This window comes from bacterium SCSIO 12643, from assembly GCA_024398135.1.
Classification (GTDB): Bacteria; Bacteroidota; Bacteroidia; order Flavobacteriales_G; family Salibacteraceae; genus CAJXZP01.
Genome location: CP073750.1, coordinates 3053425 through 3070251, shown reverse-complemented (window position 1 = coordinate 3070251; position 16827 = coordinate 3053425). Strand labels below are relative to the sequence as shown.

The 16827-nt window shown below is 37.6% G+C and carries 11 protein-coding genes; 4 read left to right on the top strand and 7 right to left on the bottom strand.

The features are described from left to right. Positions 1-56: 56 nt before the first annotated feature. Genes truA through KFE94_13545 form a run of 4 tightly spaced genes read right to left on the bottom strand, consistent with a single transcriptional unit; the run spans position 57 to position 4037 of the window. Positions 57-800 (bottom strand): tRNA pseudouridine(38-40) synthase TruA, encoded by a 744-nt coding sequence (truA, locus tag KFE94_13560; GenBank protein ID UTW65669.1) that lies wholly within the window; start codon positions 798-800, stop codon positions 57-59. Continuing rightward, positions 800-2773 carry a PD40 domain-containing protein gene (locus tag KFE94_13555; protein UTW65668.1) on the bottom strand — a complete coding sequence of 658 codons (1974 nt, stop codon included), beginning with the start codon at positions 2771-2773 and terminating at the stop codon, positions 800-802. Before KFE94_13555 ends, truA begins: the two co-directional genes overlap by 1 nt. Next, positions 2728-3336 carry a radical SAM protein gene (locus KFE94_13550; protein ID UTW65667.1) on the bottom strand — a complete coding sequence of 203 codons (609 nt, stop codon included), beginning with the start codon at positions 3334-3336 and terminating at the stop codon, positions 2728-2730. The genes KFE94_13555 and KFE94_13550 overlap by 46 nt, the downstream gene beginning before the upstream one ends. Before the next feature lie 5 nt (positions 3337-3341). Next, the gene (locus KFE94_13545) at positions 3342-4037 is read right to left on the bottom strand and encodes a hypothetical protein (GenBank protein ID UTW65666.1); all 696 of its coding nucleotides are present in this window, start codon (positions 4035-4037) and stop codon (positions 3342-3344) included. Between the two features lie 335 nt (positions 4038-4372). Here KFE94_13545 and KFE94_13540 point away from each other — a divergent pair, with 335 nt between their 5' ends. The 4 genes from KFE94_13540 (at position 4373) to KFE94_13525 (ending at position 13460) form a co-directional block, all read left to right on the top strand. Continuing rightward, entirely contained in the window at positions 4373-7477 is a 3105-nt protein-coding gene (locus KFE94_13540; GenBank protein UTW65665.1) for a DUF2723 domain-containing protein, read from the top strand. Between the two features lie 213 nt (positions 7478-7690). After that, complete coding sequence (locus KFE94_13535; GenBank protein ID UTW65664.1) at positions 7691-8842, top strand: efflux RND transporter periplasmic adaptor subunit; 1152 nt, start codon at positions 7691-7693, stop codon at positions 8840-8842. 8 nt (positions 8843-8850) lie between these two features. After that, entirely contained in the window at positions 8851-12015 is a 3165-nt protein-coding gene (locus KFE94_13530) for an efflux RND transporter permease subunit (GenBank protein ID UTW65663.1), read from the top strand. Continuing rightward, positions 12012-13460 carry a TolC family protein gene (locus KFE94_13525; protein ID UTW65662.1) on the top strand — a complete coding sequence of 483 codons (1449 nt, stop codon included), beginning with the start codon at positions 12012-12014 and terminating at the stop codon, positions 13458-13460. The genes KFE94_13530 and KFE94_13525 overlap by 4 nt, the downstream gene beginning before the upstream one ends. 78 nt (positions 13461-13538) lie before the next feature. On the opposite strand, the gene KFE94_13520 is transcribed toward KFE94_13525, so the two are convergent. The 3 genes from KFE94_13520 to hutH all read right to left on the bottom strand — a co-directional run bounded on the left by KFE94_13520 (position 13539) and on the right by hutH (position 16812). After that, positions 13539-14363, bottom strand: a complete 825-nt coding sequence (locus tag KFE94_13520) for a universal stress protein (protein ID UTW65661.1) — start codon at positions 14361-14363, stop codon at positions 13539-13541. A gap of 36 nt (positions 14364-14399) precedes the next feature. Further along, positions 14400-15185, bottom strand: a complete 786-nt coding sequence (locus KFE94_13515) for a hypothetical protein (protein ID UTW65660.1) — start codon at positions 15183-15185, stop codon at positions 14400-14402. 142 nt (positions 15186-15327) lie between these two features. Then, positions 15328-16812 (bottom strand): histidine ammonia-lyase, encoded by a 1485-nt coding sequence (gene hutH / locus KFE94_13510; GenBank protein UTW65659.1) that lies wholly within the window; start codon positions 16810-16812, stop codon positions 15328-15330. Positions 16813-16827 lie beyond the last annotated feature (15 nt).

Genomic DNA, 16827 nt, shown 5'->3' with positions numbered 1-16827 from the left:
AGATATACGTTTGAGAGCGAAGACTTCGTTTTACTACTGGTAAACGGAGTCTTTTTTTATGCTTTTATTTCCGGATAAATAATACGCGCTAAAAACAGTCCTTCAGCAGGAACGGAAGCACCAGCTTTTTGACGGTTTTGTGCTTCGATTACATTTTTAAATCCTTCTACATTTAGTTTGCCTTTCCCTACTTCAACTGTGGTTCCGACAATCGCACGAACCATATTATGTAAAAATCGATCTGCGGTCACCGTAAATTTCAACCCGTTTCCTTCTTTTTCCCAAAAAGCTTCAGTTATAGTACAGAAGTTTGTCTTCGTCTGGGTATGCAATTTTGAAAAACTTGTAAAATCATGTCTCCCCAACAAAACCTCACAAGCTTTATTCATTTCTTCAATATTCAATCGGGAATGCATAAACCAGGATTCTTGAAACCTGAATGCACTTTTCTCCTGATTGATGTAATAATGATACGTTCTTGAAACCGCAGAAAATCGTGCATGTAATTCTAAAGGTACTTCATAAATATCATGAATAGCTATTTCTCTTGGCAGAATACAATTTAATTTAAATTGCACCTGAGCTTTATCAATGGGATTCTCAGCATCAAAATGCGCGAAAAACTCACTGGCATGTACCCCGGAATCTGTTCTACCACATCCGGTAATTCCAACTTGAGTTCTTAGAATTTTACTTAGAGCATCTTCAATTTCTCCCTGAACAGTAGAAGCATTCGGCTGGATTTGCCACCCATTAAATGGGGTCCCTTTATAAGAAAGCTTTATAAAATACCGCAACATTATTCTACTTTGGTAATTTTAAACTCCGTGCGTCTGTTCTTCGCTCTACCCTCTTCTGTATCATTACTTGCGATAGGCTCAGAGAAATTATATCCCTTGTAACTCAAACGGGAAGCAGAAATCCCTTTTTCAATCAAATAATCGTAAACTGATTTAGCTCTATTTTCAGATAATTTCTGATTGTATTCTTTAGTTCCTTTGTTGTCCGTATGTCCTCCAATCTCAATTTGAATCTCAGTGTTCTTATTCAATAACGCTACCAATTTATCCAATTCCAATTTAGATATATCTTTTAACTCATAGCTATTGAATTCATAAAACACATTGTTTAATACTACAGCTACTCCTTCCTGAATTGGGCTTAAAGGCACATCAAAAGACACTTTTGATGTATCGTCTCCTGCTTTCAAATTATAATTTCCAGAATAAAACAAAAATCCTGTTGCTGAAACATTCACAGCATATTCTCTTCCTGTTGGAATAGTCACCAAAAATTGCCCGGTCTTTTTATCCGAAAAACTTTCTACTACAATATTTCCAGTCTCCAAATCAATGATTTCAAACTTAGCTCCTACTGGTTCTTTCGTTTGTGAATTATAAACCATACCCTTAGTATAATTCACCGGAACAGGCCTAATCTGCTCGGGTAAATCAAACTTGTACAAATCCCAGCTACCATAACCACCTTTCATTCCTGATGCAAAATACGCGTGACGTCCATTTGCGGATACAATCAAACTCACCTCATCTTTAGGAGAATTAATCGGATAGCCTAAATTCACAGGTTCACCAAATTCTCCTGTTGAATCAATCTTTACCATAAAGAGGTCTCTTCCTCCTAATCCAGGGTATCCATCTGAAGTAAAATAAAATGTTTCACCATCCGGGTGTGCAAATGGAGATTCTTCATTTCCCGGAGTATTGATAGATAGTTTCACCGGTTTTGTCCATTGTCCATTATCCTGAATTTTGGACACATAAATATCTTTATGTGAGCGTCCTCTTGGACCTACTTTCTTTACGAAATATAAAGTTCGTCCATCCGGTGCAAATGACGGCTGAGATTCCCAACTCCGGGTATTTATAACTGCTCCAAGATTACGCGCTTTCACCCATTTTTCTCCACTCTTTCTCGCAATATATAGATCACATCCTCCTTGTCCATTTCTGCGCTCACATGAAGTAAAAAACAAATAATTCCCATCAGGTGAAATGGCCGAGGCACCTTCGTTTGACGAAGTATTAATCTCCGGACCTAAAGCCTTTGCTTTCTGCCAGTTTCCTTCTGCGTCTTTATGACTCACAAATAAATCTTCATTCCAGATTTCTCTTCCTCCCACATTGCCCATCGACATCTTTCTGGTGAAGTACAATGTTTGCTCATCTACAGTTAAAGTTGGAGAGTGCTCTACCCACTCGGTATTGATGTTTGGTCCCAAGTTAATTGGATTATAAGGAACCGGATTTTCCATCATGCGTTTTCTAAAAAAACCGAGTTCAATCAATTCCTCCGCTTTCTTTTTAGAATAATCTGATACCTCAGGTAAATCTTTATACGTTTCCAGATGATTAATCGCTTCCATAATCATCCCCTCTTTCATTTCTGCCTCAGCAAGCATCATAAATATGGACGGGATATCTATGTTGACATCCAACTCTAAAGCTTTGCCAAAATGCATCACCGCATCCGCATACGCTCTATCATCAAAATAAATCTGTCCTTTAAGCAAATGTGCTTCAATGAAATTTTCATCTGCTTGAATGGCTTCATCCAAAAGACTCAATGCCTCATTAAAATAGAGTAAGTTATAATTCCTCTTGGCTTCTTCATATGCCTTTTCCGCCTTTTTACTCTTTGTATGTAATTCAGGAGTTTGTGCCCAAACTGTTGAAGAACTAAAGAGGGCGACAACAAAAATCAACCAATTTAAGGAATATCTAAATACTTGTGTGTTTGAATAGAAACGCGCCATTCTGGATGTTTTTTTACGTATTCAATTATTAATTCTGATGATTTATTTCTTTTTTCCCATTCTGGTTGTAGATATAACAAACAATCAGAATTTAACCTGGGTGTCATTCCTTCAGCCCATGTCAAATCTGTCTTGTTCAGCACAATTACTTTCAATTCATGTGCCATTTTCAAAGCTTCATCCAATGGGGCTTTAAACTTTTTCGGTGATAAACAGATCCAATCCCAATCTCCTGATATCACATTGGTTCCTGAAGTTTCAATCCAGGTGGTCAGACCTTTTTCTTTTAATGCTTTTGTTAATGGGAATAGATTATGTAAGGTAGGTTCTCCTCCTGTAACCACAACATTTTTAGCCCCAGATTCTACTGCATGATCCACGAGCATGTCAACCTCATAAACAGGATGATCTTCTTCATTCCAACTCTCTTTTACATCACACCACGAACAACCGACATCACATCCCGCCAAACGGATAAACCAGGCCACTGACCCTGCATTCGCACCTTCTCCCTGTACAGAGAGAAATTCCTCCATCACTGGTAATTTATATCCTTCTCCCATACGTTTTAAAAGACAAAAACAGCACCTAAACCCATAGATACATTTCTATATTCATATTCCACATCTCTGGACGATAACTGTTGTGATGTTGGAGGAGTTATCGTTCGAAATTCATCTGTAACTGTATAATTCGCAAATTGATAGGTTCCATAAGCTTTTACACTTACAAAAGAATTCACTTTTACCAATACATCTACTCCCGGTGAAATTAAAAATCCTAATCCGGTGTCTCCGGTTCTGGCATACTGATTTCCAAAAGGATCCTGAATCAAATAGTAGGCTGAATTAAAAACACCTAAACCTGCATCTACAAAGGGTACAATATCAATTTGATCATCATTTAGATCAAAATTATACCCTCCTCTCACCTGCAAATTCAAATGTTGAAATGACTGCGTTTCCACTTGAATTTTCGATGGATCTGATGGATAAACTAATTTTTTAACCGCTTCTTTATCCAGTCCAAATATGGAATATCCCATGTTAACACCTAACAACCAATTATTTTCTCTCACACTTTCCCCAACAAACCGAATATCTATTCCGGTTTGAGCAAAACCTCCGTCTTCAGGATGGTAATCACTTTTTGCAAACTCACCAACTGGCACAGCAGCTCCCATTTGTAGAGAAAACCTTAACGTTTGCCCTATAACACCACTATTCGCGGTAAGAAATAATAGTATAAAACCTAATCTGAACATAAACTCTCTATTATCATTTTGATCATAAAAACGGGCATTTAAGCTCGTGCAACAAAAATAGTTTTAAGACAACATATATGTTGATCTTGATTCAATATTCTTTTCTCAATTTAAATATTCTATAAAAACGAACACTACCTCACACTCAAAACACTCACAAAACCCTAAATAACAACTATTTAAATTCAAAATAAATTGTAAATAAAAATTAACCATTAGGTCGTTAAAATTTGCTAATAATATTAAAATTTGATTTACTTTGAGCCGCTTTTTGAACGAGATTGCGACATATTTGTGTTTCGTTCACAAATCAAAAAATATCAATTAAAAGCTACATGGATTTTAAAAAACTCAACAACATTGGCGGATTTCTTGTTTTCGCTATAGCCTTCTTTACTTACGGTTCTACTATCGAACCAACTACCAGTTTTTGGGATTGCGGTGAATATATTGCTACTTCATATAAACTTGAGGTAGGTCACCCACCTGGTGCCCCAACATTTTTATTGGTGGCAAGAGTTTTTTCCATGTTCGTTGCTCCTGAAAATGTAGCTTACATGGTGAACATGATGTCAGCTTTAACCAGTGCATTAACCATCTTGTTCTTGTTCTGGACCATTACTTATCTGGCATTGAAATTTGTGAAAGAAGATAAATTAAGTACCGGAAGTCAAATTGCAGTATTAGGAAGTTCTTTATTGGGAAGTTTAGCCTTTACTTTTTCCGATACATTCTGGTTCTCAGCAGTTGAGGGTGAAGTATATGCCATGTCTTCGTTTATGACCGCATTGGTATTCTGGGCTATCCTAAAATGGGAAAGCGTTGCGGATGAGCCGCATTCAAATCGTTGGATCATTTTCATTTGGTTTATTGTTGGTATTTCTATAGGGGTTCACTTACTGAACTTATTGGCAATTCCGGCAATCATCTTTGTTTACTATTTCAAAAAGTATTCTCCTACTCCTAAGGGAATGTTAATTGCGTTGGTTTCTTCAGTTGGTATCCTTGGTTTTGTACAGATGGTTTTGATTCCTCAGGTGATCAACATCGCTGCAAAATTTGAGCTTTTATTTACCAATGGATTAGGAATGCCTTTCAATACCGGGGCAACAGTATTGGGTTTATTAATCACAGCAGGTATTTCATATGCATTATACTACACGCAGAAAAACAATAAAGTTTTAGCAAACACATTGACTTTAAGTTTTGCCGTTCTTTTATTGGGTTATATGACTTTTGGAGTCATCATTATTCGTTCGAATGCCAATCCTCCGATTGATGAGAACAACCCTGAAAATATGGTAAACCTTCTATCGTATTTGAATCGTGAACAATATGGATCAAGTCCGTTATTATATGGACATTTCTTTGACTCTCCATTGAGCAACAAAAACAATGGTAAAGACATGTACAAAGATGGAAGTCCATTATACTATCCAAGTAAAAAGACTGGTCGTTACGAAATTGCTGATGACCGTAAAGATGACTTACCTAATTATGCTAGTGAGTTCAATATGATTTTCCCAAGAATGTGGAGTAGCAAAGGAACTCACAAATCAGCATACAAAACATGGAGCAACTTTAAAGGGAAACCGATTAAATATAGAAATCCGCAAAACAATAAAACGGAAATCATCAAGAAACCAACTTTTGGTGAGAACATGTCATATTTTGTGAACTACCAATTATGGTGGATGTGGGGTAGATATTTCGCCTGGAACTACATCGGTCGTCAAAATGATTTACAAGGTCACCATATTGATGCCGGAAGTTTAACACATGGTAACGTGATGTCTGGAATCAAGGCTATCGATCAAATGTACTTAGGTAATCTGGATAATTATCCCGAAGATTTAAGTAAGAATAAAGCCATGAACTTCTATTATTACCTACCATTCATTCTTGGTTTGATAGGTTTATTCTTCCAGGCTAAATTCGATCAAAACAATGCTTTAGTCGTATTCTTACTATTCATGTTTACCGGAATCGCTATTGCAGTATTCCTGAATATGTATCCGTACCAACCACGTGAGCGTGATTACGCTTTTGTGGGTTCCTTTTATGCATTTGCCATATGGATAGGACTCGCAGTCATTGGTATTTATACTGCTTTAAAAGATAAAGTGACCGGTCCGGCATTAGCTGGTGGATTGACAGTAGTTACTTTATTAGCAGCACCTTTCTTAATGGCTTCTCAAAACTGGGATGATCACGATAGAAGCAACAGATATACTGCCAGAGAAATTGCACGTAATTATCTGGAGTCTTGTGATCAAAATGCCATCCTATTCACCAATGGGGATAATGACACATTCCCGTTATGGTATCTTCAGGAAGTTGAAGGTGTTCGTACGGATGTGAGAGTTGTCAACCTGATGTTATTAAATACAGATTGGTACATCGAACAAATGGCTAGAAAAGCGTACGATGGAGAGCCAATTCCAATTTCAATGACTACGGATAAATACCGTCAGGGAACGCGTGATTTTATGCACGTTTACCCAGACAAAAGATTGGATCAAAATGCATACTACAATGTAAGAGACATTGTAAAATACATTACCGATGATTCTAAAAAGGTTAATGTAGGACAAAGAAAACCGGTAAACGTTATTCCGGTAAGAAAGTTCAAAATCAAAGTGGATAAAGAAAAAATCTTAGCTAACGGTGATATTCCAGCAGATCAAGCGCATAAAATCGTTGATGAAATTAAATGGGATATCAATAGTAACTACATTCTTAAAAATCATCTCGTAGTTTTAGATATGTTAGCGAATTTCAATTGGGATAGACCAATCTATTTCTCTATTACAATGGGTAAAGATTCTTTCTATGGTTTATCAGACTATTTCCAACAAGAAGGTTTTGCTTACAGATTCGTTCCAATCAAAACTAAGTCTACCGGTTATAGAGATTTCGGTATCGTAAATACGAATAAAATGTATGATCGTTTAATGAACCAGTTTGAGTGGGGTGGTTACGAAAATCCTGAGTTATGGATGGACGAAAACAACCAAAGATTCATTACCAATATCCGTTTCACTTTTGTACGTTTAGCTGAAGCATTAATTCAGGAAGGTAAAAAAGAAAAAGCACTAGAAGTATTAGATCGTGTAGTTGAGATTGCAGTTCATGACAACTTCTCTTATAACGGTAGTATCCTGCCTATCTCAGAGAACTACTTCCGTGCAGGGAACAACGAAAAAGGTCTGGAAATTTTAAGATTATTAGTGGAAAATGAGCGTCAATACTTAGACTATTACGCTGATCAAACCAATAAGGATATCAAGAAGTTTGGACAAAAAGTTCGTCAATCTTTAGGTATGATTGGTCAGGGAACTATGATGGTGACGCAAACCTTCCCGCAAAGTCAGGAAGTACAAGATGAGTTCAACCAACTATATCAGGAATATGCGACAATGTTCCAGGGTTTGATTTAAAATCATAACCATATCTTATTCAAAAAGCGATCGCTACGGTGATCGCTTTTTTTATTTCCATTTAATTTCTATTAGATATAATAAATGCTCAATTATATTTGTATTGATTAGTTTTGATGTTATGACGCTATACACACAAAAATTAATACACTTACAAACAAGTTTTTACATAGCATCAAATGAATTAATTCTAGAGAATAAAAATATATACCGATGAAAAAAATCTACTCTGTTTCTAGTTTAGTATTTGCTTCTTTACTTTTTTTAAATTCTTGTAAAGAAAAAGCGCCTCAGGCCATGCCTCCACAACCCGTTGATGGAATCAAAGCGCTCAAATTAGACTTACCTATTTATCGCGAGTTCGTGGGTTCCATTTATGGATATAAGGATATTCCAATTCGAGCGCGTGTGGAAGGTTTCTTAGAAACAATAGATTTTAACGAAGGGGAAATGGTTCAAAAGGGACAATTACTATACACTATTGACTCGCAACCTTTTATGGCAGACGTTGCAGCAGCACAAAGTAAAGTGGCTGAAGCAGAAACTAAACTGGTAAATGCAGAGAACGAGTTGGCTCGTTATAAACCACTTGCACATACCAAAGCTGTTTCACAGATTGATGTTGACGCTGCTCAGGCGACCAGAGATGCCGCTGAGGCAAATCTAGATGCGGCAAAAGCTAACCTGGATATGGCCGAAATCAATCTGAGTTATGCAACAATGCGTTCACCAATTCATGGAATCATTGGTAGAACTGCTGCCAGAGTTGGCGAATATGTTGGTCGAGATCCAAATCCAGTTATTCTAAATACTGTATCAAGATTAGATACAGTGCGTGTACAGTTCTTCTTATCAGAAGCCCAATATCTGACATTGGTTAAAGCATTTGTAAACAGAAAAGAATCTCTGGATAATACACAGGAAAGCGAAAGAGCTGAAGTCACATTAAAATTATCTGACGGGAGCACTTATCCGGATACTGGAAGAATTGATTTCGTAGATCGAAATATCAATACATCAACAGGTGCGATTTTGGTTCAGGCGAGTTTCCCAAATACAAACAAAATCTTAAGACCAGGTTTATATGCAAAAGTTCAAATCCTATTTGCTTATGACAAAGGGTCAATTATGGTTCCACAGAGATGTGTGATTGAAACTCAGGGACAATACTCGGTTATGGTTATTTCCGATAGCAATACCATAGAACCAAGACAGGTTAAAGTTGGAGAAAAAACCAACAGTGCGTGGCAAATTGTAGAAGGCCTTAAAGATGGAGAAAAAGTCGTTTTCGAAGGCCTTCAAAAAGTTCAGGGAGGTTCTAAAGTCGTTCCGAATATAGTGCCGTTCAATCTTGATCTTAAATAATCGGAGCTATGGCAGAGAATAAAGGAAACTTTTTTGTACACCGACCAATCGTTGCAATTGTAATTGCAATCGTGATTGTGATTGTGGGTGCTGTTTCTGTAGTTGATCTACCGATTGAACAGTATCCTAACCTTACCCCACCAATTGTTGAAGTTCGTGGAACATATGTTGGGGCCAATGCGTTAAACGTTGAAGAATCTGTTGCTACACCTCTGGAACAGGAGATGAATGGTGTGGATAATATGATTTACATGAAATCAACCAACTCGAATGATGGTACAATGACCATTCAGGTTTCATTTGATGTAGGTACCGATCCGGATATGAATACGGTACTGGCGCAAAACCGTGTATCGGCTGCAACAGCCAAACTACCGGCCGATGTAACTAAATTCGGGGTCACTACTAAAAAATCATTACCGAATATTCTATTGCTGGTTACTTTGACCTCTGATGGTCGATATGATCAGGATTTCTTAGGGAACTATGCTTTAATTAACATTAAAGACCGCTTAGCCAGAATTAAAGGTATCGGGCGTGTAGATGTACTTGGAGCATCCGACTATTCTATGCGTATTTGGGTGAAGCCGGATAGATTATCTCAATTGGGAATTACCGTTCCGGAAATTAAAGCAGCAATTAACTCGCAAAACTTAATTGTACCCGGTGGTAAATTTGGTGCGGAACCTGCTCCACCTGGAACGGAGTATACCTATACCGTACGTTTACCAGAGCGTTTTAATTCTGAAGAGGAATTCGGAAACATTGTAGTACGTACCAATCCGGATGGCGCACAGGTAAAAATTAAAGATATCGCAACTGTTAAGCTCGGTGTGGAAATGTATAACATGATTCCTCGTCTTAATGGTGAAACAGCAGCGATTATCGCAACATATCAAGCACCTGGATCTAATGCGGTGGAACTTGCCGAGAACATCCGTGCTGAAATGGTTGATATTGCGAAAGAATTTCCAGACAGCATCAAATATGATGTTTCATTGGATTCAACAGCCCCAATTACAGCTGGTATTAAAGATATTATCGTTACATTGATTGTTGCACTTATTTTAGTAGTACTGGTGGTATTTATATTCATTCAGGATTGGAGAGCTACTTTAATTCCAACTTTAGCTATTCCGGTTTCCCTAATTGGTGCATTCATATTCTTCCCTGGTTTAGGTTTTACCGTTAATGTATTATCCTTACTCGGTCTGGTATTGGCTATTGGTATTGTAGTAGATGATGCGATTGTAGTGGTTGAAGCGGTTCAGGTAAATATTGCTGCGGGGATGACTGCCAAAGAAGCCACACTGGATGCGATGGCCAAAGTAACTGCTCCGGTAATCGCTACAACATTAGTACTGGTTGCCGTATTTATCCCGGTTGCTGGGATGGCGGGTATAACCGGACTCCTCTATCAACAATTTGCGATTACCATTGTGGTATCTGTGATTGTATCTTCTGTAAATGCATTGACATTGAGTCCAGCGTTATGTTCTTTATTACTTCAAGAACCAAAACCTTATGGAGGTCCGTTAGGTAAGTTCTTCGAAGTATTTAATAAATGGATTGGGAAAACAACGACATCCTATATGTCTTTTACAAATATCGTAACCCGTAAAATCAAACGTGGGGTGATATTTATCGTAATCTTAACTGCAGGCTCCGGATTTTTTGGAAACCTGGTTCCGGGAGGATTTATTCCTGAAGAAGATATGGGTTACTTCATGGTAAACGTACAGCTTCCAAATGCTGCATCGATTCAACGTACACTTGAAGTTTCTAAGAAAGCTGAAAAAATCCTTATGGAACTTCCGGAAATTGAATTCGTAACCAACGCCACAGGATACAGTTTACTTTCTTCTTCCATGGCATCCAATAACGGATTCTTATTCGTTTCGTTAAAACCATGGGACAAAAGAGATCTTACGGCACAACAAGTCATTGACAAAGTCAATATGTTACTGGTCACCCAGATTAATGCCGGGCAAGTATTCGCCTTCGGTCCACCGGCAATTCCAGGACTCGGTAATGGATCCGGTTTCAGTATTATGATTCAGGATAAAGGTGGTAATACTCCGGATTATCTGGCCGAACAAACCATGAAATTTGTAGCTGCCGCCAATGCACGTCCTGAGATTGGAAAAGCATTCACCACTTTCCAGGCGAATGTACCGCAACGTTATATGGACATTGATAAAGAAAAAGCATTAAAACTTGGAATCAACCTAAATGACTTATACGAAACCGTTGGTGCATTTATGGGAGGTTCTTATGTTAATGACTTTACGCGTTTTGGTAGACTTTATAAAACGTATATCCAGGCGGAACCTGAATATCGTGTAGACGAAAAACAAATCGATAACTTCTTTATTAAAAATAATCAGGGTGATATGGTTCCTCTGTCTACTCTGGCAACCGTAAGACCGGTTTCTGGCCCCGATTACACCAACAGATTTAACCTGTTTAGATCTGTAGAAGTTACGGGAGGTCCAGCTCCGGGATTTACATCTGCACAAGCGATGAATGCTTTGAAAGAAGTTGCTGCTGAAGTTCTTCCAGCAGATATGACTACATCATGGAATGCCATGTCATATCAGGAAAACAAAGCCTCTGGTTCATTAGGAGCTATCCTTACCTTCTCTTTAGTTTTCGTATTCCTGATTTTGGCAGCGCAATACGAAAGTTGGTCATTACCTTTAAGTATTCTATTGGGAACTCCATTTGCGATTTTTGGCGCATTTTTATTCTTGTACCTCGGACGTTTAATCAGTCCAACTTTTGAGAATAACATTTTCGCTCAGGTCTCATTTGTGATGTTAATTGGTATGGCCGCCAAGAATGCGATTCTGATTGTGGAATTTGCCAATGAAGAATTCCAGAAAGGTTTGAGCCTAACCGAAGCGGCATTATCTGCAGCCAAATCCAGGTTCAGACCTATCTTGATGACTGCATTTTCATTTATTCTTGGGGTATTCCCATTGGTAATTGCTTCCGGTTCCGGAGCAGAGTCCAGAAAAGTAATGGGAATGGCACTGCTTGGAGGTATGTCAGTTGCTACATTCCTGGGAGTATTCTTTTATCCAATGCTGTTTATTGCCATTGGAAAACTATTTAAATACACTGAAAAAAGAGACGCTCAAGCTAAATTAGAAGAGGAGGCACAATCATGAAAAACTTAAAATACATTCTCTATCCGATTTTGTTATCGCTGTTAATCGCTAATTTATCAAGCTGTAAGTTTGGGCCAGATTTTTCACAACCCACTCCAAAAACAAATGCACACTATGTTTTTGATTCCTTACAAACCGATAGCACTGTAAATGTTTCCTGGTGGGAGATGTTTAGTGATACCACGCTAAACGTTTTAATTCGCACTGCTTTAGATTCTAATAAAGATGTGTTGATTGCGGCTGCGAGAATTGAAGAGTCTCGTGCTATTGTAGGTTTCAAAAAAGGAGAAACCTGGCCCGAGTTTAAATATCAAGGACAAGGAACTTACGGGACTTACAATGGGTTCGTAACTCTTGACCCTACTTCCAATGTATTTGGAGGAATGGGATTAAGTTGGGAAATTGATTTCTGGGGAAAATACAGAAGAGCAACTGAAGGAGCTAAAGCGGATCTTTTGGCAAATGAGTTTGCAAGAAGAACGGTTCAAATCTCTTTAATTTCGGATGTTTCGTCTTCTTATTATTCTATATTGGATTACAAATGGCGCTTGAAAATTGCACAGAATACCGTGTTATTGCGTGAGGACAATGTCAACATCATTAAAGAAAAATTTGAAGCCGGACTTGTTCCTGAAATCGATCTAAACAATGCAGAATTACAATATGCCATTGCATTAGCGGCTATTCCGCAATACCAAAGACTTATAGCTTTTGAAGAAACCAAAATGAGTGTTTTGCTAGGTGCTAATCCACAGCATATTTTAACCGGTATTGAGCTCCAGGATCAAAATATTCCACCAACGATTCCAGCAGGAATTCCATCTGAACTATTGAAAAGAAGACCGGATATTGGATTTAGTGCCGCTAAGTATCATGCGCAAATGGCTCAAATTGGAGTCGCTCAGGCTATGCGATTCCCTTCTATTGGTTTAACCAGTTTATTGGGTGGTGCATCCAGTCAGCTATCCACTATTAATGGTGTTGGTTTTGCCTGGAATGCAGGAGCTACTTTGACTGGGCCAATCTTCCAATGGGGTAAAAACAAAAGACGTGTGGAAATTGAAAAAGCAAGAACAGAGCAAGCCAAATATGACTATGAAAAAACAGTTATCACTGCTTTTAAAGAAGTAGAAGATGCTTTGATTTCAATTACCACATATACGACTGAGCTCAAAGCTAGAGAATATCAAACCGCATCTGCATTAAACGCACAAACTTTAGCGCAATACAGATACGATAAAGGTGTGACCAGTTATCTGGAAGTAATTACATTGCAAGGTTATGCTTTTGAAGCAGAACTTTCTTTATCCTCTACCAGAAAAGCTTTATTTCAATCGTACATAGATTTATACAAAGCCTTAGGTGGTGGTTGGATTTCAGAAGCTGAAAAGAAATCAGCGGAAGAAAACAATTTAGATCCAAATGAAATTCCGGGACAACAATAGTTCCGGTTTAAAATAAATTAGACAAAAAAATATCCGCTTTTAGCGGATATTTTTTTGTCTAATAATTTCTCTATTTGATTATTGATCCTTTAGCGATAATAAAGGCACTTTACTTTGAAATGCCATATGCTCCGTTACAGATCTTTTAAATAACTTCTGCCAAAATGAAACTTCTTTGGGAATAGTCACCACCATATCAGCAGAGATTTCGCTTACATAAGAATCAATTCCCTCCGCAACGTCATCACACTCAATCACCTTGTACTTTACTGTTTTATCTTTAAAAAATGAATGCAAAGGCAACTTGGTAACTTCATTTTCCAAATCAAAATCAGAAGCATTTTCAGTCACATATACAATATGAATAGTCGCATCAGCTAAATCCGCGATCACATTAATTGGCTCTAATGTTTCCAGATTTTGTAGTTCTTTTAGATCGGTAGCATACACAATGTTCTTAACATCCTTAACCTCCCACTCTGATGGTACAGAAATTACCGGACGCACTACATTTTCAATAACTGCTTGAGTGTTACTTCCTATCAAAGCCTTCTTCAATCCGCTCGCACCATGCGTACCCATCACGATTAAATCAATATGTTCCTCATTATTGGTTCTGGCAATAGAATTTTCCAAAGTTCCATATCTGGATACAGTTGTAATCTTTAAATCCGGATACTTCTCGTTCATTTTCTTCAATTCCAAGGCTAAATCCCTTTCAGATTCTTTCGCCATAGCTTCTTCCAAACTCATCATCACTCCTCCGGCTGATGCTCCTGAAGGCATTTCGTATGAGTTCAACAAAACAAATTCTAAATTCTCTTCTCCTTTAACGAGCTGATAACCATAATCAAACGCAAGTCTTGCACTGCTTGAAAAATCGGTTGGAACGAGGACTTTCATACTTAAAATATTTTATGATAAAAATACTAATTCTGATTAGTTCACCATAACGTTTTGCGTCATGAATTGTAATTCTTCTACACTCTCAAGAGGACTCACCCAAAGAGTATTATTACTTAAATTTAAAATGTTGGCCAATTGCTCTGGTGCTTCTCCCGAATACGGATAAATAGCAGGGCTTGGTGTGTGTTGTTTCAGGTATTCCACCAGTAATTTTTGAGAATTAAACACACCTCCACGCTCACTAAACTCCTGTAAATCCAGTAAGTTTAGATTCGCATCATAACACTTATCACTATACACATGACAAAACTGTTTTACCGTAGCAATGGTATTAATCTGATCTGTCTTGATCAAAATAATATTCTCCAAATGATCGAACTTTTCAGAAACGATCACTTTGGGACAACAAACTTTTGCATATTTCTTCCCTCCTGAATAATTCTCAAATAATGGAAACAAATGCTTTTTATAAACATTATATGTACTAATCAATATATCTGAAAAACTACAATAGGAAGTTACTTGTTTGCGCGTAAAATGATCAATAGTAATCACATTGATATTCGTTCGAATATCTGCAAACTCCGTTTCCAGAATCTTCTTGATCTTCAAACGATAATCACTGTTTAAAACCCCCAACTTTGCCATTGAATTTGGCAATTTGACATCAATTGCCTTTTCAGGATGGACACATCTTTTACCTAACCATAGTATGTTTAGGACATTTCTTTCACTACCAAAATTATTTAGTACAAATCGAAATGCACTTAAACCACCTACAGTATCATCAAGGGGAACTACAATTTGTTTTAAAGCCATGAGAAAAGTTTAAAAAATCAAAACGCACATCAACCACTGGTTATCAATAGCTTTACACGCTTCTCAAATTTAAGCCTAATATGACTTGTACTAACTGATTGAGATCAGTCGGGCAAATGATATAAAGACACTTTTTTTTGCCCTATTCCATCATCTTTACGAATTGAATTGCTTTTTCAATTTCAGAATACATGACTTTATCATCATCCACAAATGCAACGTTTTCTCTGAAATCAGCCACAAGTTTTTCTATCGTATCACTTGATTTTGCAGGTCTTCTAAACTCTAAAGCCTGAGTTCCGGCAAATAGTTCTATTCCTAATACACGCTCCGTATTTTGAACCACATCATACATTTTTACCGCTGCATTAGCTCCCATACTTACGTGATCCTCTTGCCCATTAGATGAATCAATTGTATCTACCGATGATGGTGTACATAAAGATTTATTACGACTTACTATAGATGCTGCTGTGTATTGTGGAATCATAAAACCAGAATTCAACCCTGGGTTAGCCACTAAAAATGCAGGCAATTCTCTGGTACCTGAAATCAATTTATATACTCTTCGTTCTGAGATACTACCCATTTCTGCCATTGCAATAGCCAATTGATCGTATGCCAGCGCCAATGGTTGTCCATGGAAATTTCCTGCCGAAATAATTTGATTTTCATCCGGAAATATCGTTGGGTTATCCGTAACAGAGTTTATCTCATTCGTTACTACTTTTTCCACGTATTCTAACACATCATTAGTTGCTCCATGCACTTGTGGCACACATCTAAACGAATAAGGATCCTGAACATGCTTTTTAGTTCTGGAAATCAATTCACTTCCATCCGTCAACTCACGGATTATTCTAGCAACCTTTAACTGTCCCGGTTGTTTTCTTACCAAATGTGGCAAATCACTAAACGGTTCTATTCTTCCATCAAACCCTTCCATAGAAACAGCCATAATCTTGTTAGCTTTGTTCCACAGTTCTTTAGCCCAATATAACGAATACACACCATAGGCACTCATAAACTGAGTACCATTCAATAAGGCTAAACCTTCTTTGGATTTTAGTTTAATGACTTCCCAGCCATAAGTATCCATTACCGTTTGAGCCTCTACTCTCTTCCCTTTATAGTTGAACTCTCCCAATCCTAACAAAGGCAAGGATAAATGTGCCAATGGTGCTAAATCACCTGAAGCACCTAAAGAACCCTGTGTATAAATTACAGGTAAAGCATCATTGTTATAGAAATCAATTAAACGATTTACCGTATTCAATTGAACTCCGGAATGGCCATAAGACAATCCCTGAATTTTAAGCAACAACATGATTTTCACCACTTCCTGAGGGACTTCGCTTCCAGTTCCACAAGCGTGTGACATCACCAAATTAGATTGTAACTGAGACAATTCATCTTTCGAAACCGTAGTATCACATAAAGAGCCAAATCCAGTATTAATTCCGTAAACCGGAGCATCAGATTTTTCTAAATACTCATTCAGAAAGTTTCTACACTTTTCGATCTTTTGTGCAGCATCATCTGACAATTTTAACTTCTTTCCACTCTTTACAATCGCGATTACATCTGCTACTGAAATCTCGTTACTTGATATATGATGATATTCCATGTTAATCCTATTTCT

Bases quoted from the DNA above. Each gene is read 5' to 3' on its own strand.
- truA (UTW65669.1), bottom strand. From the start codon at position 800: ATGTTGCGGTATTTTATAAAGCTTTCTTATAAAGGGACCCCATTTAAT.
- KFE94_13555 (UTW65668.1), bottom strand. From the start codon at position 2,773: ATGGCGCGTTTCTATTCAAACACACAAGTATTTAGATATTCCTTAAAT.
- KFE94_13550 (UTW65667.1), bottom strand. From the start codon at position 3,336: ATGGGAGAAGGATATAAATTACCAGTGATGGAGGAATTTCTCTCTGTA.
- KFE94_13545 (UTW65666.1), bottom strand. From the start codon at position 4,037: ATGTTCAGATTAGGTTTTATACTATTATTTCTTACCGCGAATAGTGGT.
- KFE94_13540 (UTW65665.1), top strand. From the start codon at position 4,373: ATGGATTTTAAAAAACTCAACAACATTGGCGGATTTCTTGTTTTCGCT.
- KFE94_13535 (UTW65664.1), top strand. From the start codon at position 7,691: ATGAAAAAAATCTACTCTGTTTCTAGTTTAGTATTTGCTTCTTTACTT.
- KFE94_13530 (UTW65663.1), top strand. From the start codon at position 8,851: ATGGCAGAGAATAAAGGAAACTTTTTTGTACACCGACCAATCGTTGCA.
- KFE94_13525 (UTW65662.1), top strand. From the start codon at position 12,012: ATGAAAAACTTAAAATACATTCTCTATCCGATTTTGTTATCGCTGTTA.
- KFE94_13520 (UTW65661.1), bottom strand. From the start codon at position 14,363: ATGAAAGTCCTCGTTCCAACCGATTTTTCAAGCAGTGCAAGACTTGCG.
- KFE94_13515 (UTW65660.1), bottom strand. From the start codon at position 15,185: ATGGCTTTAAAACAAATTGTAGTTCCCCTTGATGATACTGTAGGTGGT.
- hutH (UTW65659.1), bottom strand. From the start codon at position 16,812: ATGGAATATCATCATATATCAAGTAACGAGATTTCAGTAGCAGATGTA.